24 protein-coding genes are annotated in these 24892 nt (G+C 66.9%); 2 read left to right on the top strand and 22 right to left on the bottom strand.

Features of this window, described 5'->3' with window-relative positions:
* Positions 1–7 precede the first annotated feature (7 nt).
* From gmk to pyrR, 9 genes are all read right to left on the bottom strand, one after another.
* The gene (gene gmk / locus H4V95_RS08250) at positions 8–577 is read right to left on the bottom strand and encodes a guanylate kinase (protein WP_209729815.1); all 570 of its coding nucleotides are present in this window, start codon (positions 575–577) and stop codon (positions 8–10) included.
* Between the two features lie 37 nt (positions 578–614).
* On the bottom strand, positions 615–944 hold the full coding sequence (mihF, locus tag H4V95_RS08245; protein ID WP_196866181.1) for an integration host factor, actinobacterial type: 330 nt from the start codon (positions 942–944) through the stop codon (positions 615–617).
* 104 nt (positions 945–1048) lie between these two features.
* Positions 1049–1942 (bottom strand): orotidine-5'-phosphate decarboxylase, encoded by an 894-nt coding sequence (gene pyrF, locus H4V95_RS08240; protein WP_196866182.1) that lies wholly within the window; start codon positions 1940–1942, stop codon positions 1049–1051.
* A complete protein-coding gene (gene carB / locus H4V95_RS08235) occupies positions 1929–5243 on the bottom strand; it encodes a carbamoyl-phosphate synthase large subunit (protein ID WP_196866183.1) in 3315 nt (1104 codons plus the stop codon). Before carB ends, pyrF begins: the two co-directional genes overlap by 14 nt.
* The gene (carA, locus tag H4V95_RS08230; protein WP_209729813.1) at positions 5244–6455 is read right to left on the bottom strand and encodes a glutamine-hydrolyzing carbamoyl-phosphate synthase small subunit; all 1212 of its coding nucleotides are present in this window, start codon (positions 6453–6455) and stop codon (positions 5244–5246) included.
* Entirely contained in the window at positions 6452–7009 is a 558-nt protein-coding gene (locus tag H4V95_RS08225) for a hypothetical protein (RefSeq protein WP_245345625.1), read from the bottom strand. Before H4V95_RS08225 ends, carA begins: the two co-directional genes overlap by 4 nt.
* Positions 6997–8334: a dihydroorotase gene (locus H4V95_RS08220; RefSeq protein WP_209729811.1), complete on the bottom strand. Its 1338-nt coding sequence runs from the start codon at positions 8332–8334 to the stop codon at positions 6997–6999. Before H4V95_RS08220 ends, H4V95_RS08225 begins: the two co-directional genes overlap by 13 nt.
* Positions 8331–9344, bottom strand: a complete 1014-nt coding sequence (locus H4V95_RS08215) for an aspartate carbamoyltransferase catalytic subunit (protein ID WP_196866185.1) — start codon at positions 9342–9344, stop codon at positions 8331–8333. The genes H4V95_RS08220 and H4V95_RS08215 overlap by 4 nt, the downstream gene beginning before the upstream one ends.
* Positions 9341–9940 (bottom strand): bifunctional pyr operon transcriptional regulator/uracil phosphoribosyltransferase PyrR, encoded by a 600-nt coding sequence (gene pyrR, locus H4V95_RS08210; protein ID WP_196866186.1) that lies wholly within the window; start codon positions 9938–9940, stop codon positions 9341–9343. Before pyrR ends, H4V95_RS08215 begins: the two co-directional genes overlap by 4 nt.
* A 144-nt stretch (positions 9941–10084) precedes the next feature.
* Between pyrR and H4V95_RS08205 the strand changes: the two genes are divergently transcribed.
* A complete protein-coding gene (locus H4V95_RS08205; RefSeq protein WP_196866187.1) occupies positions 10085–11257 on the top strand; it encodes a PrsW family intramembrane metalloprotease in 1173 nt (390 codons plus the stop codon).
* A 3-nt stretch (positions 11258–11260) separates the two neighbouring features.
* On the opposite strand, the gene nusB is transcribed toward H4V95_RS08205, so the two are convergent.
* The 13 genes from nusB to H4V95_RS08140 form a co-directional block, all read right to left on the bottom strand.
* Positions 11261–11671 (bottom strand): transcription antitermination factor NusB, encoded by a 411-nt coding sequence (gene nusB / locus H4V95_RS08200; RefSeq protein WP_171587123.1) that lies wholly within the window; start codon positions 11669–11671, stop codon positions 11261–11263.
* Positions 11668–12231, bottom strand: coding sequence for an elongation factor P (gene efp, locus H4V95_RS08195; protein ID WP_019482818.1), 564 nt, complete (start codon positions 12229–12231; stop codon positions 11668–11670). The genes nusB and efp overlap by 4 nt, the downstream gene beginning before the upstream one ends.
* Positions 12232–12367: 136 nt before the next feature.
* Positions 12368–13459: a 3-dehydroquinate synthase gene (aroB, locus tag H4V95_RS08190; RefSeq protein ID WP_209729809.1), complete on the bottom strand. Its 1092-nt coding sequence runs from the start codon at positions 13457–13459 to the stop codon at positions 12368–12370.
* Positions 13449–14042: a shikimate kinase gene (locus tag H4V95_RS08185; protein ID WP_209729807.1), complete on the bottom strand. Its 594-nt coding sequence runs from the start codon at positions 14040–14042 to the stop codon at positions 13449–13451. The genes aroB and H4V95_RS08185 overlap by 11 nt, the downstream gene beginning before the upstream one ends.
* Positions 14042–15241, bottom strand: coding sequence for a chorismate synthase (gene aroC / locus H4V95_RS08180; protein ID WP_209729805.1), 1200 nt, complete (start codon positions 15239–15241; stop codon positions 14042–14044). Before aroC ends, H4V95_RS08185 begins: the two co-directional genes overlap by 1 nt.
* 32 nt (positions 15242–15273) lie before the next feature.
* A complete protein-coding gene (locus tag H4V95_RS08175) occupies positions 15274–16188 on the bottom strand; it encodes a shikimate dehydrogenase (protein ID WP_209729803.1) in 915 nt (304 codons plus the stop codon).
* Entirely contained in the window at positions 16189–17460 is a 1272-nt protein-coding gene (gene mltG, locus H4V95_RS08170; protein ID WP_209729801.1) for an endolytic transglycosylase MltG, read from the bottom strand.
* Positions 17457–18047, bottom strand: a complete 591-nt coding sequence (gene ruvX, locus H4V95_RS08165) for a Holliday junction resolvase RuvX (RefSeq protein WP_245345623.1) — start codon at positions 18045–18047, stop codon at positions 17457–17459. The genes mltG and ruvX overlap by 4 nt, the downstream gene beginning before the upstream one ends.
* A gap of 33 nt (positions 18048–18080) precedes the next feature.
* The gene (gene alaS, locus H4V95_RS08160; RefSeq protein WP_196866193.1) at positions 18081–20759 is read right to left on the bottom strand and encodes an alanine--tRNA ligase; all 2679 of its coding nucleotides are present in this window, start codon (positions 20757–20759) and stop codon (positions 18081–18083) included.
* Positions 20760–20936: 177 nt separating this feature from the next.
* Entirely contained in the window at positions 20937–21182 is a 246-nt protein-coding gene (locus H4V95_RS08155; RefSeq protein WP_171587115.1) for a DUF6167 family protein, read from the bottom strand.
* A 19-nt stretch (positions 21183–21201) separates the two neighbouring features.
* Complete coding sequence (locus tag H4V95_RS08150) at positions 21202–21576, bottom strand: DUF948 domain-containing protein (RefSeq protein WP_196866194.1); 375 nt, start codon at positions 21574–21576, stop codon at positions 21202–21204.
* A 146-nt stretch (positions 21577–21722) separates the two neighbouring features.
* Positions 21723–22349, bottom strand: coding sequence for a 30S ribosomal protein S4 (gene rpsD / locus H4V95_RS08145; protein ID WP_019482828.1), 627 nt, complete (start codon positions 22347–22349; stop codon positions 21723–21725).
* A 302-nt stretch (positions 22350–22651) separates the two neighbouring features.
* Positions 22652–24043 carry a replication-associated recombination protein A gene (locus H4V95_RS08140; RefSeq protein WP_196866195.1) on the bottom strand — a complete coding sequence of 464 codons (1392 nt, stop codon included), beginning with the start codon at positions 24041–24043 and terminating at the stop codon, positions 22652–22654.
* Between the two features lie 111 nt (positions 24044–24154).
* On the opposite strand from H4V95_RS08140, the gene H4V95_RS08135 reads away from it, so the two are divergent.
* The gene (locus tag H4V95_RS08135) at positions 24155–24811 is read left to right on the top strand and encodes an acVLRF1 family peptidyl-tRNA hydrolase (RefSeq protein ID WP_312883974.1); all 657 of its coding nucleotides are present in this window, start codon (positions 24155–24157) and stop codon (positions 24809–24811) included.
* Positions 24812–24892 lie beyond the last annotated feature (81 nt).

Raw genomic sequence — 24892 nt, 5'->3', positions numbered from 1 at the left:
TCACGCGCTAGCGTGCCTGAGGGCTTAGTCCCATCAGTGATACAAGCTCGTCCGCTGCGCGCTGAACACTGTCGTTGACCACCGTGTGGTCGAATTCAGGCTCAGCGGCAAGTTCTAGTTTAGCGGTTTCCAGCCGTTGCTGCTGTTCCTGCTCCGTTTCGGTCCCCCGGCCGATCAAACGGCGGACCATCTCGTCCCAGCTGGGCGGTGTCAGGAACACGAAATTCGCCTCGGGCATTGACTCCTTGACCTGCCGGGCACCCTGCAGGTCAATCTCCAACAGCACCGATTTCCCGTCGGCCATTGCCGCGTCGACGGTCCGCCGGAGGGTGCCGTAGCGGTTGCGGCCGTGGACCAGCGCCCATTCCAGCATCTGGCCCGTGGCGACCAGGTCGTCGAATTCCTCGTTGCTGACGAAGAAGTAGTGGACTCCGTCCACCTCGCCCGGCCGCGCGGGCCTGGTGGTGGCCGATACGGACAGCCAGACCTGCGGGTAGTTGTCACGGATGTAGGTGGATACGGTTCCCTTACCGACGGCCGTTGGCCCGGCGAGTACTGTCAGCCGAGGCTGCGACACGTGGTTCCTTACTTACAGGTCTGCTGCCTTGCCCCGATCAGGGCGAAGGGTCCTGCTTTGCTAGATGTTCGATCAATGCCTGGCGCTGGTGCACACCCAGCCCCCGCACTCGGCGGGTTGAGGCGATGCCGACGTCGTTCATGATGCCCGAGGCACGCACGTCCCCCACGCCCGGCAACGCCTTCAGCAGGTCGAGCACTTTGAGCCGACCCACCGCGGGATCCATTGACATGCCGTTGACGACGTCGCTGACCGAGGTTTCCCCCGATTTCAGCTTCACCTTCAGATCTGCCCTGACCGCACGTGCGGCGGTGGCCTTCTCGCGCGCTTGTGTCCGTTCGGAGTCCGATAGCGGCTTCAAGCTCACAAGTGCTCCCCTGCAGTTGGCACCGTGCCGCGCTGGACGCTCGGGTAGATGCAATTCTTGTGGAATGGGCTTCCACTGAACCTATCTGTAGAGGTGGCACAAAATCAATTGCGCAGTTCCGCCGTCGCGTGCTCCGCGGCCGCCCGAAGCTTGCCGCTGTCGGGTCCAGCCCGCAGGATGCTGCGGCTCGCGCTTCCGACCACGAGGGAGGATGCGGGCCCGAACGTGTCGGCGACTTCTTTCCCGCCGGCACCCTGCGCGCCGATGCCGGGGGCAAGGATGGGTCCGTTGAGGTTCTGAAGGTCAAGGCCCAGGGTGCGCACGGCCGTGCCGGCCGTTGCTCCGACGACCAGGCCCACCGATCCCAGCCCGACGGCGTCGCGGTTCTCCCGCGCAGCCGCGTCGGCGATCAGCCGGGCCACCGCGTGACCGCTGGGTGGGGTGTTGCTGGGCCTGTCGGCCACTGGTTCGCCGGTCTGGCCCGACACTACCGCGTGCTGGATGGCGGCGCCCTCCGGGTTGGAGGTCAACGCCAGCACGAACACACCGCGTCCGGTGGCGGCCGCGAGGTCCAACGCGGGACGCAGGGATTCGAACCCCAGGTAGGGGTTGAGCGTAACCGCGTCGGCCGCCAGCGCTGACCCGTCCCGGAGCCAGGCATCGGCGTAGGCGGCCATGGTGGAGCCGATGTCTCCCCGTTTGGCGTCGGCAATGGTCAGCACCCCCTGGTCAGCGGCGTCGGCCAGCAGCCGTTCCAGGGCTGCCATTCCGGCAGAGCCGTGCCGTTCAAACAGCGCCACCTGGGGTTTGAGGATGGCCGCCGTCTCGCCGACGGCCGCCAGCACGGTCAGCGCGAAGCGTTCGCACCCTGCGGCGTCGTCGGTCAGTCCCCAGTCACGCAGCAGGGCCGGGTGCGGGTCGATTCCCACACACAGGCTGCCGCGCTCCTGCATGCGGGAGGCCAGACGGACCCCGAAGGAAGGCCTATCGTGCGGCATCGCGGGCCTCGGTTGCCGCCTGCAGGTTGGCGGCGTGTTCCTGGAGGCTGGTCACCGACCACTCGTAGGAGCGCATGGCCTCGATCGCTTGGACGGCAGCGCCGAACTCGGGGACGGTCGTGATGACCGGAAGCCCGTAGGAGGTCGCGGCCGCTCGGATCTCGTAGCCGTCGCCGCGGGCCTGACCGCCCGAGGGGGTGTTGATAATCATGTCGATGGTGCCGTCGGTGATCAGGTCAACGACGGTGCCTTCACCGTGCTCACCGGTGCCCTCGGCGATCTTGCGCACGGTGGTGGCCTGGATGCCGTTGCGGCGCAGCACATCGGCGGTGCCGCCGGTCGACAGGATCTCGAAGCCCAGATCGACGAGCCGCTTGACCGGCATGATGATCGAGCGTTTGTCCCGGTTCGCCACCGAAACGAAGACCCGGCCCTCAGTGGGGAGGGCCGCGTTGGCGGCTGACTGGCTTTTCGCAAAAGCGGTGTCGAAGTACTTGTCGATCCCCATCACCTCGCCCGTTGAGCGCATCTCAGGGCCCAGCAGCGAATCGACGACGGTCCCGTCGGGGGTGCGGAACCGGCTGAAGGGCAGGACCGCCTCCTTCACGGAAACCGGTGCGTCCAGCGGGAGGTCCCCGCCGTCGCCGCGGGCGGGCAGGAGGCCGTGCTCGCTGCGCAGTGCGGCGATGGACACCCCGGTGCCGATCAGGGCGGCAGCCTTGGCCAGCTGCACTCCGGTCGCCTTCGACACGAAGGGTACGGTGCGGGAGGCACGCGGGTTGGCTTCGAGCACATAGAGCACATCCGAGGCCAGCGCGAACTGGATGTTGATGAGCCCACGGACCCCTACCCCATCGGCGATCGCGAGGGTCGCTTCGCGCACACGTTGCAGGATGTCGGCGCCCAGGGTGATCGGCGGCAGGACACACGCCGAGTCGCCGGAGTGGATTCCTGCCTCCTCGATGTGTTCCATGATGCCGCCGAGGTACATGTCGGTGCCGTCGTAGAGGGCGTCGACGTCGATCTCGATGGCGTCCTCAAGGAACCGATCGATCAGGACCGGGTGGGCTTCGGTGATTTCGGTGGCGTTGGCGATATAGCGGGAGAGATTGGCCTCGTCGTAGACGATTTCCATTCCGCGACCGCCGAGAACGTAGGACGGCCGGACCAGGACCGGGTAACCGATCTCGTCGGCGATCTTCTTGGAGTCCTCGAAGGACACGGCGGTGCCGTTCTTCGGCGAGACCAGTCCGGCCGCGTCGAGGACCCTGCTGAACGCACCCCGGTGTTCGGCCAGGTCGATCGCCTCGGGTGACGTGCCGAGGATCGGGATGCCGGCGTCGGCCAGTTCCTGCGCGAGCTTCAGCGGGGTCTGCCCGCCGAGCTGCACGAAGACACCCAGCACGCCGCCGCTGCGGTCCTCGGCCGCAATCACCTCCAGGACGTCCTCGAGGGTGAGGGGCTCGAAGTACAGGCGGGTGGAGATGTCGTAGTCGGTGGACACCGTTTCCGGGTTGCAGTTGACCATGACTGTTTCATAGCCGGCCTCGCGCAATGCCATGGTGGCGTGGACGCACGAGTAGTCGAACTCGATGCCCTGCCCGATCCGGTTCGGACCGGAGCCCAGGATGATAATGGACGGCTTCGCGTGCGGGCCCACCTCGTCCTCCTCGTCGTAGGACGAGTAGTGGTACGGGGTGTAGGCCGCGAACTCCGCGGCACAGGTGTCAACCGTCTTGTAGACCGGGCGCACGCCGAGGGCGTGGCGGACTCCACGCACCACCGCTTCGGGGGTGTGGGTCAGAGCACCGATCTGTTCGTCGGAGAAGCCATGCCGTTTGGCCAGCCGCAGCATCTCCTCGGTGAGCGCGGGCGCCTCCCGGACGGTCGCAGCCACCTCGTTGAGCAGCACCAGCTGGTCCAGGTACCACGGGTCGATGCCCGTCGCCTGGTAGAGCTCATCGATCGTGCCACCGCCCAACAGTGCCTGCTGCACCTGGGCGAGGCGTTCGGTGGTGGGCCGCTTGGCGGCGGTGATGAGGGCCGGCACATCGATGTCCGCTGACGTGTCGAAGGACAGCTGGGAGCCCTTCTGCTCCAGGGATCGCAGGGCCTTCTGGAGTGCCTCGGTGAAGTTGCGGCCGATCGCCATCGCCTCACCCACCGACTTCATGGTGGTGGTCAGGGTGGGATCCGCCGCCGGGAACTTCTCGAACGCGAACCGGGGCACCTTGACCACGACATAGTCGAGGGTCGGCTCGAACGAGGCGGGGGTCTTCTGGGTGATGTCGTTCGGAATTTCGTCGAGGGTGTAGCCGAGGGAGAGCTTGGTGGCGATCTTCGCAATCGCGAAGCCGGTGGCCTTGGAGGCCAGGGCCGAAGACCGGGAGACGCGCGGATTCATTTCGATGACGACGATGCGGCCGGTGTCGGGTTCGATGGCGAACTGGATGTTGCAGCCGCCCGTGTCGACGCCCACCTCACGGATGATCGCGATCGAGATGTCACGCAGCCGCTGGTATTCACGGTCGGTGAGGGTCATAGGCGGGGCGACGGTGATCGAGTCACCGGTGTGGACTCCCACCGGGTCGAGGTTCTCGATGGAGCAGACAACCACCACGTTGTCGTTCTTGTCCCGCATCATCTCGAGTTCGTACTCTTTCCAGCCGAGGATGCTTTCCTCGAGGAGGACCTCCGTGGTGGGGCTGTACTGGAGACCCTGGCCCACGATGCGGCGCAGATCCTTTTCGTTGTAGGCAAGACCCGAGCCGAGCCCGCCCATGGTGAAGGAGGGGCGCACCACCATCGGGTAGCCGAGGTCGGCTGCCGCCTCGAGCGCGCCGTCGATGGAGTGGATGATCATGGATCGCGCCGACTCGGCCCCGCAACGGGCGACAACACCCTTGAACTTCTCGCGGTCCTCCCCCAGCTCGATGGCGGCGATGTTCGCGCCGATCAGTTCCACGCCGTACTTCTCCAGGACACCGTTTTTGTCCAGGGCGATGGCGGCGTTCAGTGCGGTCTGCCCGCCGAGGGTGGGGAGGAGGGCGTCGGGGCGCTCCTTCTCAATGATCTTGGCGACCACCTCGGGAGTGATGGGCTCAACATAGGTGGCATCGGCGAACTCGGGATCGGTCATGATGGTGGCCGGATTGGAGTTGACGAGGATGACCCGCAGGCCCTCCTCCTTCAGCACCCGCAGCGCCTGCGTTCCCGAGTAGTCGAATTCGGCGGCCTGGCCGATGACGATCGGCCCGGAGCCGATGACCATGACGCTTTTGAGGTCGGTTCTGCGTGGCATCTAGTTTTCTTCCTTATCGTTTGCGTCGCTGCTCAGCTGGTGACCGGACCGGGTGTCGGTCATCAACTGGATAAACCGGTCGAACAGGTACGCCGAATCGTGGGGACCGGCTGCCGCTTCCGGGTGGTACTGGACGGAGAAAGCAGGCAGGTCCAGGCAGGCCAGGCCCTCGACGACGTCGTCGTTGAGGCTGACATGGCTGACCTCGACCCTCCCAAACCGGGCCTCAGGCGCCAGGGTGGGACCGTCGAGGGGTGCGTCGACGGCGAACCCGTGGTTCTGCGAGGTGATCTCCACCTTGCCGGTGCGTCGGTCCAGGACGGGCTGGTTGATGCCGCGGTGGCCGTAACGGAGCTTGTACGTGCCGAAGCCGAGGGCACGGCCCAGGATCTGGTTGCCGAAGCAGATACCGAAGAACGGGATCCGCGCGTCGAGCACCTCCCGCAGCAGGCTGACCTGGGGGTCGGCTGTTGCCGGGTCGCCCGGCCCGTTGGACATGAACACCCCGTCGGGTGACTCCCGCGCCACCTCCGCGAAGGTGGACGTGGCAGGAAGGACCACCGTGCGGACCCCGCGCTGCGCGAAGTGTTTCGGAGTCATCGACTTGATCCCCAGGTCCAGGGCGGCGACGGTGAACAGTGGCTCGCCCTCCCAGCCGTTGTCGGACGGCTCCACCACATAGCGTTCGACGGCGCTGACCTCCTCGGCCAGCCGGGCACCCGTCATCGACTCCTGGCCGAAGACCTGCGCCAGCAGTTCGGCGTCGGACCCCGATGCTGCCGGGCCGGAGAAGATTCCGGCCTTCATCGCACCGCGTTCGCGGAGGTGCCGGGTCACGGCGCGGGTATCGACGCCCTGAATGCCGACAATCCCCTGGTCCCGGAGCTGCCCGTCGAGGCTCTGCTCGGACCGCCAGTTGGAGGGGCGGCGGGCGGCGTCGCGCACGATATAGCCGGCCACCCAGATGCGGCGGGACTCGGCGTCGTCCTTATTCACCCCGGTGTTGCCGATGTGGGGGGCCGTCTGGACCACCAGCTGGCGGGCGTAGGACGGGTCGGTGATGGTTTCCTGGTAGCCGGTCATGCCGGTGGCGAAAACCGCTTCGCCCAGCGCAGTGCCCTGCGCCCCGTAGCTGCGGCCACGGAAGGTGCGGCCGTCCTCAAGGATCAGTACTGCAGCGCTCTCGGTTGCTGGCTGGCTGGATTCTGTCACGGTGTGTCCTTCATGGGGTTTTGACTCTGTGCCGGGGGTGTGTGGGTGTTGGGAGACGGCTGAGGGCTGGCGGGGGCGAGGGCCGCGGCGGCGCCCAACAGCCCGTTGCGGTCCTGGGCCTGGCGGGTGCGGAAGCCGGTGTCGACGGGTGTCCCGTTCAGTGCCCAGGTGAAGACCACCAGGCCGTCCTTCTCGACGAATTTGCCGGCCATCCCGCGGTCCAGCCGGACGCTCCTGAGGTCGGCACGCCTGATGAACAGGTCGCGGGCGCCGCTGCGGACCACCATGATGCCCTCCTCGTGGACGCTGGCGGTCGCGTTGGATTTCACGCCCAGGCCGTGGACGGCGATCCGGTCAAGCCAGTCCCCCGCCGTCGTCGTGACCACGTACTGGCCGTTGGCGACGTACACCGGGTCGCTGAGCACCTCGGGTGCTTCGGGAGGGGCGGGGACGTCCCGCTGCCGGGCCAGGCGGCCGCGCCACCCCAGTACCCCGAGGGTGATGACGGCGGCGATGATGCCCGTGGAGAGGGCGACGGGCATTAGCCAGTCCATGTGGATTCCTCAGCTGCTGTTGGGTGCGGGGTGTTCAGGCGGCCGTCCAGCACGGTCGGGTGGCCCCGGAAAAACGTGGCGTGGACGGCCCCGGGTAGCTCCGTGCCGGCAAATGGGCTGTTGCGGCCCATCGTGGCCATTTTATCCGGATCGACTACCCATCGTGCCTCCGGATCAACGAGTGTGACGTTAGCTGCCTCGCCCTCGGCCAGTGGCCGGCCCTGGCGCTCCAGGCCGCCGATCGCTGCGGGGGTGTGGGAGGTGACGCGGGCGAAACCCTCCCAGTCCATCAGGCCGGTGTTGATCATGGTGTGCTGCACCACCGACAGTGCCGTTTCCAGCCCGGTCATGCCCATGGCGGCCTGCGCCCACTCACAGTCCTTGTGTTCGGACGGGTGGGGTGCGTGGTCGGTGCCGACGACATCGATGGTGCCGTCGGCCAGGGCCTCCCTGAGGGCCTGCACGTCTTCGCCGGTACGTAGTGGCGGGTTCACCTTGTAGACCGGGTTGTAGGTGCGCACCAGCTCATCGGTGAGGAGCAGATGGTGGGGGGTGACCTCGGCGGTGACCCTGATGCCGCGGGCCTTGGCCCAGCGGATGATCTCCACCGATCCGGCGGTTGAGACGTGGCAGACGTGGAGGCGGGACTGCACATGGTGCGCCAGGAGGACATCCCGGGCAATGATGCTCTCCTCGGCGACCGCAGGCCAGCCGGTCAGGCCGAGTACGGCCGAGACGGCCCCCTCATTCATCTGGGCTCCCTCGGTGAGCCGGGGTTCCTGGGCGTGCTGGGCGATCACGCCGTCGAACGCCTTGACGTACTCCAGCGCACGGCGCATCAGGACCGGGTCGTTGACGCACACGCCGTCGTCGGAAAACACCCGGACGCGGGCGCGCGAGTCCGCCATCGCACCGAGCTCGGCGAGCTGGGTGCCGCCGAGCCCCACGGTGACGGCACCAACCGGGCGGACCTCCACCCAACCGGCCCGGCGGCCCAGGCTGTAGACCTGTTCCACGACGCCTGCGGTATCGGCGACGGGGGTGCTGTTAGCCATGGCGTGGACCGCAGTGTAGCCGCCCCTCGCCGCGGCGCGGGTGCCGGTTTCAACGGTTTCGGCGTCCTCCCGGCCGGGTTCGCGGAGGTGGGTGTGCAGGTCTACCAGCCCGGGCAGGGCGACAAGGCCGTCGGCGTCGATCACCGTTGCCCCTGCGGCCGAGAGGCCCGGTCCGACGCCGGCGATCACACCGTCAGTGATCAGCAGGTCGGAGCGTTCCCGGCCGAGCAGCGCTGCGCCGCGGATGAGGTAGCGGGCTGATGCGTTCATCGGTGGTTCTCCTGGGTGGGGGTGGGAAGTGCCGGAGCGGGACCCGTCTGGTCCTCACCGGCGAGCAGCAGGTACAGCGCAGCCATCCGGACCGATACTCCGTTGCGCACCTGCGCCAGCACGGTGGAGCGGGACGAATCGGCTGCTGCGGCCGAAATTTCCAGACCACGGTTCATCGGCCCGGGGTGCATGATGACGGTGTGGTTGAGCCCGTGCGTATCGAGGGCCGCCAGCCGTGCGTCGTCGAACCCCCAGCGGCGGGAGTATTCGCGGGTGGAGGGGAAAAAGGCGGCGTTCATCCGTTCGGCCTGGAGCCGCAGCATCATGACCGCGTCGGGGCCGGCGGCGAGGGCTTCGTCCAGGTTGTAGGTGATCCGGCAGGGCCAGTCTTCGGCTCCGACCGGGACGAGGGTGGGCGGCGCCACCAGGGTCACCGTCGCGCCAAGCGTCACCAGGAGCCACAAGTTGGACCGCGCCACCCGGGAGTGCAGCACGTCGCCGACGATGGTGACCGCCATCCCCGAGAGGTCGGACCCGTGGGAGGGGACGCCGTTGAGCTTCGCCCAGTGGCGGCGCAGGGTGAAGGCATCCAGCAGTGCCTGGGTGGGGTGTTCGTGCATCCCGTCCCCCGCGTTGATCACCGCGGCGTCGATCCAGTCCGACGTCGCCAGCCGGGCGGGTGCACCGGAGGCCCAGTGCCTGATCACGACGGCGTCCGCGCTCATCGCTTCAAGGGTCTGCGCTGTGTCCTTCAGCGACTCGCCCTTGGACACGGACGACCCCTTCACTGCGAAGGTGATGACGTCGGCGGACAGGCGCTTGGCTGCCGCTTCGAAGGAGATCCGGGTCCGGGTGGAGTCCTCGAAGAACAGGTTCACCACGGTGCGACCGCGGAGGGTGGGAAGTTTTTTTATCTCCCGCTCCCCCACTGCCGCCATTTCCTCAGCCACGTCGAGGATCCGGATGGCGTCCCACCGGGACAGGTCGCGGGTGGACAGCAGGTGCCTCATGCGGGGCCCTCGATGACAACCTCGTTGATCGGCTGGCCGTCCACGGCGTCGATTTCGGCGAGGTGGACGCGTACCTTCTCCACGGAGGAGGTGGGAAGGTTCTTTCCCACGTGGTCGGCCCGGATGGGGAGTTCCCGGTGCCCGCGGTCCACCAGGACTGCCAGCCGGACGGCCCGCGGTCGCCCCAGGTCCACGAGGGCGTCGAGGGCGGCACGGATGGTCCGCCCGGAGTACAGGACGTCGTCGACGAGCACCACCACTTTGTTGTCAATGCCCGACGGCGGCAGCTGGGTCCGCAGCGGCGAGCGGGTGGGGTGGTGGCGGAGGTCGTCCCGGAACATGGTCACGTCGAGTTGTCCGACCATGGCGGCGGGGTCGAGCGAGGATCCGGTGGCCTGGTTTTCGGCGGCCGCGATCTTGCGGGCCAGCCGTTGGGCGAGGGGGTAGCCGCGGCGTGGGATACCCAGCAGCACCAGATCGGCGGTCCCCTTGTTGGCCTCGAGGATCTCGTGGGCAATGCGGGTGAGCGCACGGTCAATATCGGCTTCGGCGAGAACGACACGCGAGAGCACATTCTCAGACTGAGGTGCAGGCATGTTCATTGGACGCTTCCTCCTTCCCCGCCTCACAGGACGGAATTTAAAGGTTGGTTGCGCTGTCAAAACTATCACAGCACATGCCGCGTTCTGAGCTGTCGCTCCTTTATATGACGCCCTGCCGCGACGATCTATTGTGTGAGGATGAACATCACCGCCCCACCGCACTGGGAATCCCCACAGCCTCTACGCCCGGTCTGGAAGCAGGGGGTGCGTCGGGGCCCCGGCGTCGTGAATGTCCTGCTGGTGGCGGTGGCCGCCCTGGTCCTGGTGCTCCTCGCCTGGTTCCTGAGTACCACCCTTGGCGGCGTCGCACTGATTCTGTGCGGGATCCTTGCGCTGATCCCGCTGTCCATCTGCGTGGCGGGTCTGATGTGGATCGACCGGTGGGATCCCGAACCGCGGGGTGCGCTCTGGTTTGCGTTCCTGTGGGGGGCCGGAATCTCGGTGGTGGCGGCCCTGGTGTTGGGCAGTTATGTGACCGAACTGCTGTCCGTGGCGCTGGCTGCTACGCCATCGGATGTGATTGGCCCGGTACTGCAGGCACCGCTGGTGGAGGAGATCGCCAAGGGGCTGGGCGTGCTGGTACTGGTGTTCTCCAGGCGCAGCCACTTCGACGGACCCGTCGACGGGATTGTGTACGCAGGAATGGTGGGGGCAGGCTTCGCCTTCAGCGAGAACATTCTGTACTTTGGCGCGGCCGCGTTGGACGGCGGCGGGCTGGGCGGCCTGGTCTCGGTGTTCGTGATCCGGGGCCTGTTCTCCCCGTTCGCCCACGTGATGTTCACCGCCGCCCTTGGCACCGTGGTGGGTTTGGCGGTGGCCCGCAGCGGCCGGCGCTACATCTTCCCCGCGTTCCTGGTCGGTCTGGTTCCCGCCATCGCTGGGCACATGTTGTGGAACGGTGGCCTGCTGGTGCTGTTCACCGATTTCTTTGAGTTCTATTTCCTGATCCAGTTCCCCCTATTCCTCGCCGCCCTGGCCAGTATCGTGGCCCTCCGGCGTGCCGAACGACGTCTGACCGAGGATCGGCTCGGTGGGTATGCGGCGGCAGGCTGGTTCACCGCCCAGGAGGTGCACATGCTGGCTACCCCCGGGGGTCGTTCGCAGGCCCTCGGCTGGGCGCGGCGGTTTGGCCGCCAGCAGACCATGAAGGCGTTCATCCGCTCGGCCACCCGGCTGGCGTTCACCCGCCAGCGCATCGTCGCGGGCCACGACCGGCACCTGAACATCGCCCGGGAACAGCTATTGCTAGCGGATGTCACCCGATTACGGAACGAGCTGTTTACTGCGGCCCACCGGCACACCAACGCCTGAGTGCTAGGCGAGCAGTGTCGGCTTCAACTGCTGAAGACGACCAAGGAGGCCGTTGATAAAGGCGGGCGACTCATCGGTGGAGAGCATTTTCGCCAGTTCCACGGCCTCGCTGACTGCGACGCCGTCGGGCACGTCCGAGTTGTAGAGCAGTTCCCAGGCGCCAATGCGGAGGATCATCCGATCCACGGCTGGCATCCGGTCGAGGGTCCAGCCCTGCGAGTAGGTGCCGAGAAATTCATCGATCTGCTCGCCCTGGGTCATGACACCCTCGATGATATCCACCGAGTAGGGAGCGACGATGGTGTCGGTCTTTTCCCGTCGGGCCTTGAGCGCCTCGAGGGGTGAAACGGCACGCTGTTCCGCTTCGAAAAGGATGTCCAGTGCCCTGCGGCGGGCTTTACTGCGGGCACTCACTCGTTGACGCGTCCCAGGTAATCGCCGGTGCGGGTGTCGACCTTGACCTTGGTGCCGGTCTCCAGGAACAGGGGAACCTGGATGTCGTAGCCGGTTTCGACCGTCGCTGGCTTGGTGCCGCCGGTGGAGCGGTCGCCCTGCAGGCCCGGCTCCGTGTAGGTGACCTCGAGGACCACTGAGGGTGGCAGTTCGACGTAGAGGGCTGATCCTTCATGCATGGCGATGGTGACCATGAGGCTCTCGAGCATGAAGTTTTCGGCCTGGCCGACGGTCTTGCCGGGCACGGTGAGCTGATCGTAGTCCGACGTGTCCATGAACACGAAGTCTTCGCCGTCCTTGTACAGGTACTGGTAGTCCCGGCGGTCCACCGTGGCGGTCTCGATCTTCAGGCCGGCGTTAAAGGTCTTGTCGACCACCTTGCCGGACAGGATGTTGCGCAGCTTCGTGCGGACGAAGGCGCCACCCTTGCCGGGCTTGACGTGCTGGAACTCGAGAACGTTCCACAGGTTGCCTTCAAGCTTCAGCACCGTGCCGTTTTTGATGTCGTTTGTGGTAGCCACAGAGTCTCTTTCGTTCGAACACATCGTTCCCCGGGCAGTAAGTATCCGGGGCCACATGCAGTGGGGTGGGAAAAGTCCAGAGCCTATTCTACCTTGTGGGACGGCCCACGGCTGCGGCGGGCCCTGCAACGGGTGGTTAGGAAGCAATCTCCTGGTACGCGGCGAACAGGAGCGACGTGTCCGGCACCTCCAGCATGCTGGGCCGGGCGACGTCGTCGAGGACGACGAAGCGCAGGAGGTCCCCGCGAGACTTCTTGTCCCGACGCATACCGTCGAGCAGCGCCGCCCACCGGTCCTTGCGGTAGGTGACCGGAAGCTCCAGTGACTCAAGGACGCTGCGGTGACGATCAGCTGCCTCGTCGCCGAGCCGACCGACCATGCGGGAGAGTTCAGCCGCGAACACCAGACCCACCGAGACGGCCGCACCGTGCCGCCAGGAATACCGTTCGGCCAATTCGATGGAGTGCCCGAGCGTGTGCCCGTAGTTGAGGTATTCGCGACGGCCGTGGTCCTTGAGGTCGCCAGAGACGAAGTCGGCTTTGACCGCGACCGACCGTTCGATGAGTTCCCGGACCGTTGCGGATCCGCCGTCGGACACCGCCGCCGGGTCGGCTTCGATCAGCTCGAGAATCCGCGGGTCGGCGATGAAACCGCACTTCACCACCTCGGCCATCCCGGTGAGGAGTTCGTTGCGCGGCAGGGTCTGCAGGGTGTCGAGATCCGCCAGGACCGCGGCCGGCGGGTGGAAGGCCCCCACGAGGTTCTTGCCCTCGGCCGTGTTGATCCCGGTCTTGCCGCCCACGGCGGCGTCAACCATGCCGAGGAGGCTGGTTGGCAGGTGGACCACCTTGACGCCGCGCAGCCAGGTAGCGGCAACAAACCCGGCGAGATCCGTGACCGCGCCGCCGCCGACAGCCACCACCGCGTCGGAGCGGGTGAAGTCGTTCTGGCCGAGCACCTGCCAGCAGAAGGCCGCCACCTGGATGTGCTTGCCTTCTTCAGCGTCGGGGATCTCGGCCGTCACGGCGGTGAACCCGGCATCCGCGAGTTCCGCGCGCACCGTGTCGCCGGTGCTGCGCAACGCCCGGGGATGGATAACCAGAACCCGGCGGACCCGCTCTCCCAGTACTGCTGGAAGCCGCTCCAGCAGTCCGTGCCCGATCACTACGTCGTAGTTCTCGGCGGTGGTGGTCCCGGTGACCTTGATGACGGTCGGCTCATTCGCCATGACTGTCCCCCTCATTGTTTGAAAGCTTGTCGTGTTGCTGCTTGTGGTGGTGACGCCGGTCGGGTGGAAGCTGAAGTTGTGTGCTGAGCTCGGTGACAAGCTGGTCAATGCTGCGGCCGCGGGTGTCCAGCACGATGTTGGCAAGGCGTTCATACAGCGGTCGACGCTCACGGTCCATCCGGGTCCACGCCTCGACCGGGTCACCGGCAAGGAGGGGCCGACTCCTGTCCCGGGTGATCCGGCGGCGTACGGTGGCCAGGTCCGCGTCGAGGAAGACCACCCGGGAGCCGGCGAGCAGCGCCCGGGTGCCCCCGTCGAGGACCGCGCCACCTCCGAGGGAGACCACCGTTTCGGCGGAGGCCCCGGTGAGGACCTCGGCGACCACCTCGGCCTCGAGGCGCCGGAAGGCCTGCTCACCCTGCTGGCTGAAGATCCTGCTGATCCGCCCGTGGCGGGCGACGATCAGCTGGTCGGTGTCGATGAACGTCCAGCCTAGGCGGGATGCCAGCTGGGCACCCACCACTGACTTCCCGGTCGCCATCAGCCCGATGAAGGCCACCGCCCCCCGGACTGCTGAGTCCATTAGTTCCCGGCCGAGTTCAGTGCGGTGGGGATGGCCGCCAAGTACGACTGGAGGTTGCGGGCGGTCTCCCCGACCGAGTCCCCGCCAAATTTCTCGGTCACGGCCTCGGCGATTACCAGGGCCACCATGGCTTCGGCGACGACGCCGGCGGCGGGCACGGCGCAGACGTCTGACCGCTGGTGGTGCGCGCGGGCGGCATCACCGGTGCTGACGTCAATGGTCCGCAGCGCGCGTGGCACGGTGGCGATGGGTTTCATGGCTGCCCTGACCCGCAGGGTGTCACCGATGCTCATGCCGCCCTCGATGCCGCCGGCGCGGTTGCTGGCGCGTTCGATCATGCCGGAGTCTCCGCGGACAATTTCGTCGTGGGCGCGTGAGCCGCGTCGGGACGCGGTGAGGAATCCGTCGCCGACCTCAACGCCCTTGATCGCCTGAATGCCCATCAGTGCGGCCGCCAGCCGGGAGTCGAGCCGCCGGTCCCAGTGGACGTAGCTGCCGAGTCCCGGGGGCAGACCATACACGACCACCTCGACGACCCCGCCCAAGGTTTCGCCTTCCTTGTGGGCGGCATCCACCTCGGACACCATGGCCAGGGACGTCTCATGGTCAAAGCACCGCAGCGGATCCTGATCCAGGGCGATCACGTCGGAGGGAATGGGCAGCCTCGACCCTTCGGGGACGGCGACCGAGGCGATCGCCACGGTGTGGCTGACCAGGCTGATTCCCAATGCTGACAGGAAGCGCGAGGCCACCTCGCCGAGCGCGACCCGAGCCGCTGTCTCCCGGGCGCTGGCCCGTTCGAGCACCGGCCGTGCCTCGTCGAACCCGTATTTTTGCATGCCGGTAAAGTCGGCGTGGCCTGGGCGGGGGCGGGTGAGCGGCGCGTTTCGGGCCAGCTCGGCAAGTTCGCCTGCGTCCACTGGGTCGGCGGACATGATCCGGTCCCACTTGGGCCATTCGGTATTACCGACCTGAATGGCCACCGGCCCGCCCTGGGTCAGCCCATGACGGACACCGCCGATGATGCTCACCTGGTCCTGTTCGAACTTCATCCGGGCGCCGCGGCCGTAGCCGAGCCGCCTGCGCGCCAACGCAGCTTGAATGTCGCTGCTCGTGATCTCCACGCCTGCAGGCATTCCCTCAATAATTCCCACCAGTGCCGGTCCGTGGGATTCTCCGGCAGTTAACCAACGCAACATGCTTCCAATCCTGCCACGGTGACGCGGCTGTTTCAGCGAGCGGGCGCTCCGACCGCGTCACACATGGCTTTTAAGACCCGTGCTGGATCAGGAAATCTGGATCCAGTGAAGAGTCTGACCTGCTCCACGGCCTGGTAGATGAGCATCTCCAGTCCCGGCACGATCGTTCCGCCGCGCGCCTCCCAGGCCGCGGCGAGGGGGCTCGGCCAGGGGTCGTAGGCGACGTCCAGGAGGACCGGCCGGGTGGGGTGCACCCGCGGTGCCCGCAAGTTGCCCAGCTGGCTGGCCAGCGCGTCGGCGCCCCCCGGGGGCAGGGTGGAGATGACGACGTCGGCCTCGAGGAGTCCTGTGGCCGCCCCGTCCCATTCGCGCAGCTGCACGGGAACGCCCAGGGAGTCGCCGAGCGTGCGCAGCGGGGCGGCGAGCCCGGGTGACCTGACGAACACGGTGACCCCGGTGGCCCCGAGCTGCTGCAGGGCCGCCAGCGACGCCGCCGCAGTGCCGCCGCCGCCGAGGATCACCGCGGAGCGGGGAGCTTCGAGCACCCCGCCGTGACGGAGGGCACCAATAATCCCGGCGACGTCCGTGTTGTGGCCGGTCAAGACCGGCCGGGGCCCTCCGGTATCAACAGTCACCGTGTTCAAGACGCCCAACACCCCCGCCAGAGACGTGACGGAATCCACCAGGTGCACCATCGCCGTTTTGTGGGGCATGGTGACCGATAGTCCCCGCCAGTTCCCGGCGGCGCGGACGCTCTCGACGAAGGCCGGGAGGTCCTCCGGCGACACGTCGATCGCCTCGTAGCTGCAGTCAAAGCCCAGCAGGTGATAGGCAGCCCGGTGCAGGGCTGGTGACTTGGAATGACCGATCGGTGACCCGATCACTGCCGCCCGCAGGCTGTGCCCAAGGCTGGCTGGTCCGGCGGCGGAGTGCGCCGTCGGGGTCACCTAGCTGCACCTGCCGGGGTTGTCGGCGCACCAGGCCTGGTACTCGGCGACGTAGACGGCGTGTTCGGCCAGTGTTTCAGAGAATTTGGTTTCCCCGGTGTCCAGGTCGACTGTCACCCAGTAGTAGAACGGAACGTCGGCCGGGTTGACTGCAGCGTCGATAGCTTCCGCACCCGGGGATCCGATGGGCCCGACCGGGAGCCCCGGGTTGGCGAACGTGTTGTAGGGGTTGGAATCGTCCCGGCGTTCGTCCTCGGTGAAGTCGAAACTGCGCCGGTCCAGGCCGTAGGTGACTGTCGCATCGGACTGGATCAGCCCGTTGGTTTCGGTGTTGTCTTCCCGGAGCCGGTTATCGATCGAGCCGGACACGGCCGCGTAGTCGGCTTCGCCGGCCTCGGCTTCAATGATGCTGCCGATGGTGAGAATCCGGAACTGCTCGGCCGGGTCGGTGACGCCAGCGTCCTCCAGCAGAGCAAAGCTGCTGTCGACCATGATCTGGATCATTTCCACGGCGGTGGCACCGACGTCGAACCGGTACTCTCCCGGCGCCAGATACCCTTCGAGGCTGGGGGCAACATCGGGGATACCGAACTGGGTGGGGTCGGCGGCCAGTTCCTCGAAGGCATCCCGGGGGACTCCGGTCGATTCGGCAAGAATGTCGAGTGTCTCACCCTGGCGGAGGCCCTGGGCGACGGCCGCGTAGAGCACCTGGTTCGCTTCGACGTCCAGCAGGGCGAGGGCGGCGCCCTCAGACGACATCTGGTAGCTCAGCTCGTATTCGCCGGGCTGGACCTCACGCCCGTCCGCCACCTGCTGAAGGGCCATCACGAACTCCGACCCGTCCGCGACAATGTCCTGGGCCTCAAGGCCGGTGCCGATGGCCAGGGGGCCTGCGCCGTCGGGAACCGTGAAGACCACGCTGCCCTCACCCGGTCCGGCGTAGTCGGTGATGTCGTCCAGCCCCAGGAGGTCGCGCAGCATCAGGGAGACTGCCACCACCACGCCGATGAAGCCGAGGACCACCACCAGCATGATCACTGTGCGGCGGCGACGTCGGCGCTGCTTGGCTTTGGCCGCCCGGTGGCGATGGTGGCCGGTGGGCGCTTCGAAGAACTGGTCCACCGGTTCGACGTGCTCGTCGTGGTGGTCGTATGCGTCGTCATGCACGTCGTGCTCGTCGTGGTGGTCGTATGCCTCGTCATGCCCGCCGTCGTTGGCGTGGCGCTCGGGCTCGCTGTCGGCGGCCGGGAACTGGGGGTGTTGGTGGCTCACAGTTCCGGGTTCCTTTCGCGGGTGTTCTCCGTAATGACTGGCTCCTTGGTAGGGGTCAGCGGATCCCCTTGTGGATGATCCCGCCGACGTGCGTCGACCTGATCCCCCACATCCCGCATTTGTGACCTTTGCATGTCCATGGCGTGCTGGAGAATTTCCACAGCCGCCACCTGATCTACCACCTTACGGTGGTCGCGGGTATTCAGGCCAGCTTGCCGGAGCGACCGGTGCGCCGAAACCGTGCTCAACCGCTCATCGATCAGCCGGACACTGACCGCCAGGCCGGCCCGGCCGATGGCGTTGGCCAGCTCCTGGGCGTACCCGCGCGCCATCTCAGCCGACGCCGACTCGGTGCCGCTCAGGTTTCTTGGCAGCCCGACAAAGACCTGGACGGCCTCCCGCTCGGTGATCTCCCGAATGAGTATGTTGAGATCCGATTTTTTCTTCAGATCCCGTTTCATGGTCCGCACCGGCGTGGCGAGCAGCGAACCGCTGTCGCTGCTCGCCACCCCCACGCGGACCATCCCGACGTCGACGCCGATCTTGACGCCCCGCGGATAGTTGCCGTCGGTGCCGTGCTCACTCATTGTCAGTGCTCACCGGTCGCTTGGGTTGCTGGCTCAGCGGGCCGCGACGGCTGCACGGATCGCGCTCAGGGCCGGTTCCACCTTGGCGGGATCGGACCCACCGCCCTGTGCGACATCGTCCTTGCCGCCGCCTCCGCCACCGAGAATCCCAGCGGCGACGCGGACCAGTGCTCCAGCCTTCACTCCCGCGGCGCGGGCCTCCTCATTGGTGGCGACCAGCACCAGCGGGCGGTCGTTGCTCACCCCGGCGGTCGCGACCACTGCGGCACCGGATCCGAGCCGGTTCCGGAGGTCGAGTGCGAGGGTCCGCAGATCATCGGCGCCTCCGATGGTTCCGGCGTCGTGCACCAGCAGGCGGACGCCGTCGACGTCGACAGCGCTACCGACGAGGGCAGCCGCCGAAGCGCTCAGCGCCTCCTTGCGCAGCCGCTCAAGTTCCTTCTCGGCTGTCTTGAGCTTCGCCAGGGTCGCGGACAGCCGTTCGGGCAGCTGAACCGACGGGACTTTGAGCATCTCGGAGAGCTCGGTGACCAGGGCCCGCTCGGCGGCCAGATGGCGGAACGCGTCCATGCCGACCAGAGCCTCGACCCGCCGGTTGCCTGATCCGACCGACTGTTCGCCGAGCAGGGTCAGCGACCCGATCAGCGAGGTGGACCCGACATGGGTGCCACCACAGAGTTCCCGTGACCAGTCACCGTCGATCTCAACCACCCGGACGGTGTCACCATAGGCTTCACCGAAGAGGGCGGTCGCGCCGAGGGCTTTTGCCTCGTCCAGTTTCATCAACTTGGTGTCGACGGTGTGGTTGTTGCGGATCGCAATGTTGGAGACCTCTTCGATCTCCGATTTGGCGCCGGCGCTGATACCCTCGCCCCAGGAGAAGTCGAACCGTAGGTAGCCCGCCTTGTTGAAGGAGCCACGCTGCAGGGCCTCCGGGCCGAGGATCTGGTGCAGGGCTGCGTGCACAATGTGGGTGCCCGAATGGGCCTGCTCCCCCGCGTGCCGTCGCTGCCGGTCGACGGCCGCGACTACCGGGGCACCGACCGTGACTTCGCCCTCCCTGACGACCGCACGGTGGACGCTCAGACCCTTGACCGGGCGCTGGACATCGAGGACCTCCACCACGAAACCGTTGCCGGTGATGAGCCCGACGTCGGCGGCCTGGCCACCAGCCTCCGCGTAGAACGGGGTCTGATCCAGGATCAGGTCGATCTCTGCTCCCTGACCCGCTGCGGGCACCGTGACGCCGTCACGGACGATGCCGGTGATCAGAGATTCGGTGGTGAGCTCGTCGTACCCGGTGAACACGGTCTGACCGTCGGCCAGAAGCTCGGTGAAGACCGACAGGTCGGCCTGGCCGGCTTTTTTCCCACGGGCGTCCGCCTGGGCGCGCTGCCGCTGCTCGAGCATCAGGGCACGGAACCCGTCGGCGTCGACCGCGAGTCCCGCCTCTGCTGCCATTTCGAGGGTCAGATCGATGGGGAAACCGAAGGTGTCGTGCAGGGCGAAGGCGTCCTCCCCGGACAGCGGCCGGCCAGCGGCCTTGGATTCGACAACTGCACCCTCGAGCCGGGCGGTTCCGGAGGCGATCGTGCGGAGGAAGGCGCGCTCCTCGGCGTAGGCGATCCGGCTGATCCGCTCGAAATCATTCTCGACCTCGGGGTAGGTGCCCTTCATGGCGTCGCGGGAGGCCGGCAGGAGTTCGGGCAGGCAGGCGCGTTCGACGCCGAGCAGCCGCATCGCGCGGACGGCGCGGCGGATCAACCGACGGAGCACGTAGCCGCGGCCCTCGTTGGAGGGGGTGACGCCGTCGGAGATGAGCATCAGGGCGGAGCGGATGTGGTCGGCGACCACCCGCATCCTGACGTCGTCGGTGTGGTGCGGGTCGGTGTCGGACTCAGCGCTGGTGTAGGTCTTGCCGGAGAGTTCGGCCGCCCGGTCCAGGACGGGACGCACCTGGTCGGTCTCGTACATGTTCTCGACACCCTGGAGGACCAGCGCGAGGCGCTCCAGTCCCAGGCCCGTGTCGATGTTCTTGGCCGGCAGCTCGCCGGCGATATCGAAGTCCTCTTTGCTGCGCACGGCGGAGAGCTGGTACTGCATGAACACCAGGTTCCAGATTTCGATGTACCGCGGTGAATCCGTGGCGGGCCCGCCGGCGATGCCGTACTCGGGCCCACGGTCGTAGAAGATTTCCGAGCAGGGACCGCCGGGGCCCGGCTGGCCCGTGCTCCAGTAGTTCTCCGCTTCGCCGAGCTTCTGGATCCGTTCGGCAGGGACGCCAACCTGGTCGCGCCAGATGGCGAGTGCCTCGTCGTCGTCCTGATACACGGTCGCCCAGAGGCGGTCCGGGTCCAGGCCATAGCCGCCGTCGTCGAGCGGGGAGGTCAACAGTTCCCACGCCATCATGATGGCGCCTTCCTTGAAATAGTCACCGAAGGAGAAGTTGCCGCACATCTGGAAGAACGTCCCGTGGCGGGCGGTCTTGCCCACCTCTTCGATGTCGCCGGTCCTGATGCACTTCTGGATGCTGGTTGCACGGTCGAAGGGCGCCTTTTCGCGCGCCGTCAGGTACGGGATGAAGGGGACCATTCCCGCGATGTTGAACAGCAGGGACGGGTCGGTCGACACCAGCGACGCCGACGGCACCACCGTGTGTCCCTTGCCTTCGAAGTACGCGAGCCAGCGGCGGGCAATCTCATGGGATTTCATGGAAAGTATCAGTCCTTATGGTCTTTTCTGGGGCCGGGAACCCGGGAGCCTTGTTCCTCGGGGAGCCTGACGCCTTGTTACCTCTCAGGCCCTGGTCCGATGGCAAGACTGGCCGGTCGGTGAAGCTGGGGCCGGCGGCGTTCCCTGAGGCGGTGCCACCTGGTGGGCACGGGGCAGTTACTGGCCGGGGCGTTCCGGGGCAACGTCGGCGGGATTGATTCCGAGGGCAGCGCGGAGGTCGGACTCCCGCTCCTGCATCCCCGACCGCAGGGCATCAGCAAAGCTGGCGACGCTGTCAGAGACTTCTCCCATGGCCCGGTTCAGGCCCGCTGGCCCGTAGCTATCGGCAACCGAGGACAGTTTACGGACGGCGATGACGCCAATGGCGACGCCGGCACCCATCCAGATGACTCGCATGATCATTGAATTCCTCATCGTTTCCTCAGCGGCTTCGGCGGCGGGGGGCGGGCTTGCCGCGCGCTGCCAGGGCAGAACGGACACCGTAGGAGAAGGCTGCGACCTTGATCAGCGGAGCGCCGAGCGTTGCCGCGACAAGCGACGACAGGGCGGAAAGATTCGCTGTCGCATCGGAGACGTTGGACGTGATTCCGTCAACGTTCTTCAGCTGCTGATGGGTGGTGGTGACGGTGCTCGTCACTTCTTCGATCAGCGGTGTGGTTTCGTTGCTCACACTGCGGATCGTGGTCCGGAGCTCATCGAACACTTTCCCGAGTTTCCATACCGGCACAGCCAGCAGTGCCACCAGCACGGCGAACACTCCGGCCGCGATGAGACCGGCGATATCTCCACCAGACATGGATCGTGTCTCCTTCGTCAATCAGGTAGGCCGCCCGGGCTTCGGTCGCTCGGCGGCAATAACGTACTTCTGTACCTTACCTACTCAAAGGCCCGCGGCGTGTGCCGCGGGCCTTTGAGTAGGTCCTTGCTGAAATAGCTAAGGAACTAGCGTGCGTAGTACTCCACCACGAGCTGCTCTTCACAGGTCACGGGGACCTCTGAGCGCTTGGGGCGGCGAACCAGGCGGGCCTGAAGCTTGTCCAGCTGGACCTCCAGGTAGCCGGGAACTGCGGGCAGCACATCGCGGTGCGCGCCTGCGGCGGCAACCTGCAGCGGGTCGAGGACCTCGCTGCGTGGGTGTACGTGAATGAGCTGTCCTTCGGCGACGCGGTAGGACGGGCGGTCAACGCGTGAACCGTCGACCATGATGTGACGGTGAACAACCAGCTGACGGGCCTGCGCGCTGGTGCGGGCGAAGCCGGCGCGGAGCACCAGGGCATCGAGACGCATTTCGAGCAGTTCGATCAGGTTCTCACCGGTCAGCCCCTTGGTGCGGCGGGCTTCTTCGAAGACCCGGGTCATCTGGGCTTCGCGGATGCCGTACTGGGCGCGCAGACGCTGCTTTTCGCGCAACCGTACAGCGTAGTCGCTGTCCTGCTTGCGACGGGCACGTCCGTGCTGGCCGGGCGCGTACGGCCGGCGTTCCAGATACTTTTCGGCCTTGGGGGTCAGAGCAATGCCGAGGGCACGCGAAATGCGGACCTTGCGGCGGGCACGTGTGTTGTTAGCCACGAATACCTTCCATTTATTTTTGCGGCAAAGCAGCTCAGCTGAGTCCAGTCGGTCTAACCCGGCCGGACGGCTGGCACTTTCAGTGTCGCTGGCCTCCACTTGCGGAGAGCCGGGAGTGGCCGCTTCCCGGTACTACAGTGCGCAGTTTGCGCAACCTCCACGGAAGGGAACCGCCGAAACGGATCACACTTGAGCGAATCAAGCCTTCAATGATGGGATGCGCAGAACGCGACTTGCCAGTCAACCGACAATCCTAGCAGTGCGCCCGGCCCGCCGTGGAATCGCTGGGGCCGCCCCGGGAATCACTTGCCGCGGATGATGCGGCGAAGTCTCGCCAGACGGGAACCGATGTCCCGTTCCGCGCCCCGGTCGGTCGGCAAATAGTAGTCGTGGCCCGCCAGGTCGTCGGGGGCGTACTGCTGGGCGGCGATCCCGTGGGGCTCGTCGTGGGAGTAGATGTAGCCGCTGCCATGCCCCAGTTGTTTCGCACCCGGATAGTGGGCGTCCCGTAGGTGGGAGGGGATCCCCTGCCCCCGCCCGGCCCGGACATCTGCCACGGCCGCGTTGATCCCGTTGTAGGAGGCATTGGATTTGGGTGCAGTCGCGATATGCACCACCGCTTCGGCGAGGATGATCCTGCCCTCGGGCATCCCGATCAGCGCCACCGCCTGGGCGGCTGCCACCGCGGTTTGCAGGGCAGTCGGATCCGCCATCCCGACGTCCTCGGCCGCCGAGATCATCAGCCGGCGGGCGACGAAGCGTGGGTCCTCCCCCGCCTCCAGCATCTTCGCCAGGTAGTGGAGGGCGGCGTCGACGTCCGAGCCCCTGAGCGACTTGATGAAGGCGCTGGCCACGTCGTAGTGCTGGTCCCCGGCACGGTCGTAGCGCAGGGCTGCCACATCGACTGCCTTTTCCGCGTGCTCCAGCTCCACGATGACTGGTTCCCCTGGATCGTCCGTCGCCGAATGGGCAACCCCCGCCGCGGCTTCCAGAGCAGTCAGTCCGCGGCGGGCATCGCCTGCGGCGAGCCGGACCAGGTGTTCCATGGCGCCGTCGCTGACCCGGACCGACCCGTCCAGCCCCCGCGGGTCCTGGACCGCACGTCCCAGGAGGGCGGCGATGTCTGCCTCGGTCAGGGGCTTGAGCGTCTGGAGCAGCGACCGGGAGAGCAGGGGGGACACCACCGAGAAGGACGGGTTTTCGGTCGTGGCCGCGATCAGGACCACCCAGCGGTTCTCGACGCCGGGCAGCAACGCGTCCTGCTGTGCCTTGTTGAACCGGTGAATCTCGTCCAGGAACAGGACGGTGGTGGTGCGGTGCAGGTCGCGGGCGGTGAGCGCCTCGTCCATGACCCGGCGCACGTCCTTCACCCCGGCGGTAATGGCCGACAGCTCGACGAACGTCCTGCCGCGGCCCCGCGCAATCACGTGGGCAAGGGTGGTTTTACCAGTGCCCGGCGGTCCCCACAGAATGACCGACGACGGGCCGGCCGGTCCCGTACGGTCTGCGTCGCCGGCCAGGGTCCGCAACGGCGAGCCGGGGCCCAGCAGGTGCTGCTGGCCCACTACCTCGTCGATGGAGCGTGGACGCATCCTCACGGCGAGGGGGCTGCGGTGACGCTCGGCGCTGGTCGCGCTCCGGGCGGGTGCGTCGTCGTCGTCAGACCCGTAGGCGGCACTGAATAGATCATTCACACTGCCAAGGCTACTGTGAAGCACTGACGGCAGAGATATCGGCCGTCCGCCAACCGCGGGCCGCAGCCGGCCTTCCGGAAAGAACGGCGTCGCGCCGGATCGGAGTCAATCGTGGGATCACCCCGCCACGTACTGGTGTCTCCGGAGCGGCTGCCCGGCTGGGTGGAGCGGTTCGCCGCCGGCAACGGCGGGTTGAAGTCCACGTCCGGGCACGACGCCGACGCACGATCGCGTGGAGGGCTGCTGCTGTGGGGGGCGAACGGGTGTGTGGCCGAACTGTACCCACCCCGGGAGGCCCCTGCCCCCGGGTCCGGCGCTGATCCGTCGGTGGACGGGCTGATCCCCTCCGCGACCAGCGAAGACCCGATTGGTCTGCTCCTGGTCCGGCGGGGAGGTTATGCGGTGGGAGTTGCCGAGGCAGGGAAATTGCTTGTCTCGAAGACCGGCACCAAGTACGTCCAGTCGCGTACCGCCGCCGGCGGCTGGTCGCAGCAGCGTTTCGCCCGACGTCGGGCCAATCAGGCGTCGGGGCTTGCCGACGCTGCAGCAGTCCACGCCGCGCGACTGTTCGGCGAGCACCCGCCCGGTAGCCTGCAGCTCGGCGGCGACCGCACGCTCGCGGCCGAAACGCTGGCCAACCCGGTGTTGCGCCGGTTCCAGTCAGTGCCGCAGTTGAGGTTCCTGGTGGTGCCCGATCCCCGCCTGGACATCCTTAAACAGGCAGCCGGCGATGCGCGCTCCATCAGGATCACGATCACCGACCCCTAAGCTGACCCCGAACCTGCCGACGGTGATGGCGTCGCTGCTGCACCCTGGCGCTACCGCGCATCAGCGCCCTCGCGCTACCGC

It is taken from the genome of Arthrobacter sp. CAN_C5, assembly GCF_017875735.1.
Lineage (GTDB): Bacteria > Actinomycetota > Actinomycetes > Actinomycetales > Micrococcaceae > Arthrobacter_D.
The sequence above is the reverse complement of the archived record's forward strand: the minus strand, read 5'-3'. Positions and strand labels throughout refer to the sequence as shown.

Bases quoted from the DNA above. Each gene is read 5' to 3' on its own strand.
- pyrR (WP_196866186.1), bottom strand. From the start codon at position 9,940: ATGCCTGCACCTCAGTCTGAGAATGTGCTCTCGCGTGTCGTTCTCGCC.
- H4V95_RS08225 (WP_245345625.1), bottom strand. From the start codon at position 7,009: ATGGACTGGCTAATGCCCGTCGCCCTCTCCACGGGCATCATCGCCGCC.
- carB (WP_196866183.1), bottom strand. From the start codon at position 5,243: ATGCCACGCAGAACCGACCTCAAAAGCGTCATGGTCATCGGCTCCGGG.
- H4V95_RS08215 (WP_196866185.1), bottom strand. From the start codon at position 9,344: ATGAGGCACCTGCTGTCCACCCGCGACCTGTCCCGGTGGGACGCCATC.
- pyrF (WP_196866182.1), bottom strand. From the start codon at position 1,942: ATGCCGCACGATAGGCCTTCCTTCGGGGTCCGTCTGGCCTCCCGCATG.
- ruvX (WP_245345623.1), bottom strand. From the start codon at position 18,047: ATGAGTGAGCACGGCACCGACGGCAACTATCCGCGGGGCGTCAAGATC.
- H4V95_RS08220 (WP_209729811.1), bottom strand. From the start codon at position 8,334: ATGAACGCATCAGCCCGCTACCTCATCCGCGGCGCAGCGCTGCTCGGC.
- aroB (WP_209729809.1), bottom strand. From the start codon at position 13,459: ATGGCGAATGAGCCGACCGTCATCAAGGTCACCGGGACCACCACCGCC.
- H4V95_RS08155 (WP_171587115.1), bottom strand. From the start codon at position 21,182: ATGATCATGCGAGTCATCTGGATGGGTGCCGGCGTCGCCATTGGCGTC.
- H4V95_RS08205 (WP_196866187.1), top strand. From the start codon at position 10,085: ATGAACATCACCGCCCCACCGCACTGGGAATCCCCACAGCCTCTACGC.
- aroC (WP_209729805.1), bottom strand. From the start codon at position 15,241: ATGTTGCGTTGGTTAACTGCCGGAGAATCCCACGGACCGGCACTGGTG.
- alaS (WP_196866193.1), bottom strand. From the start codon at position 20,759: ATGAAATCCCATGAGATTGCCCGCCGCTGGCTCGCGTACTTCGAAGGC.
- H4V95_RS08185 (WP_209729807.1), bottom strand. From the start codon at position 14,042: ATGGACTCAGCAGTCCGGGGGGCGGTGGCCTTCATCGGGCTGATGGCG.
- H4V95_RS08150 (WP_196866194.1), bottom strand. From the start codon at position 21,576: ATGTCTGGTGGAGATATCGCCGGTCTCATCGCGGCCGGAGTGTTCGCC.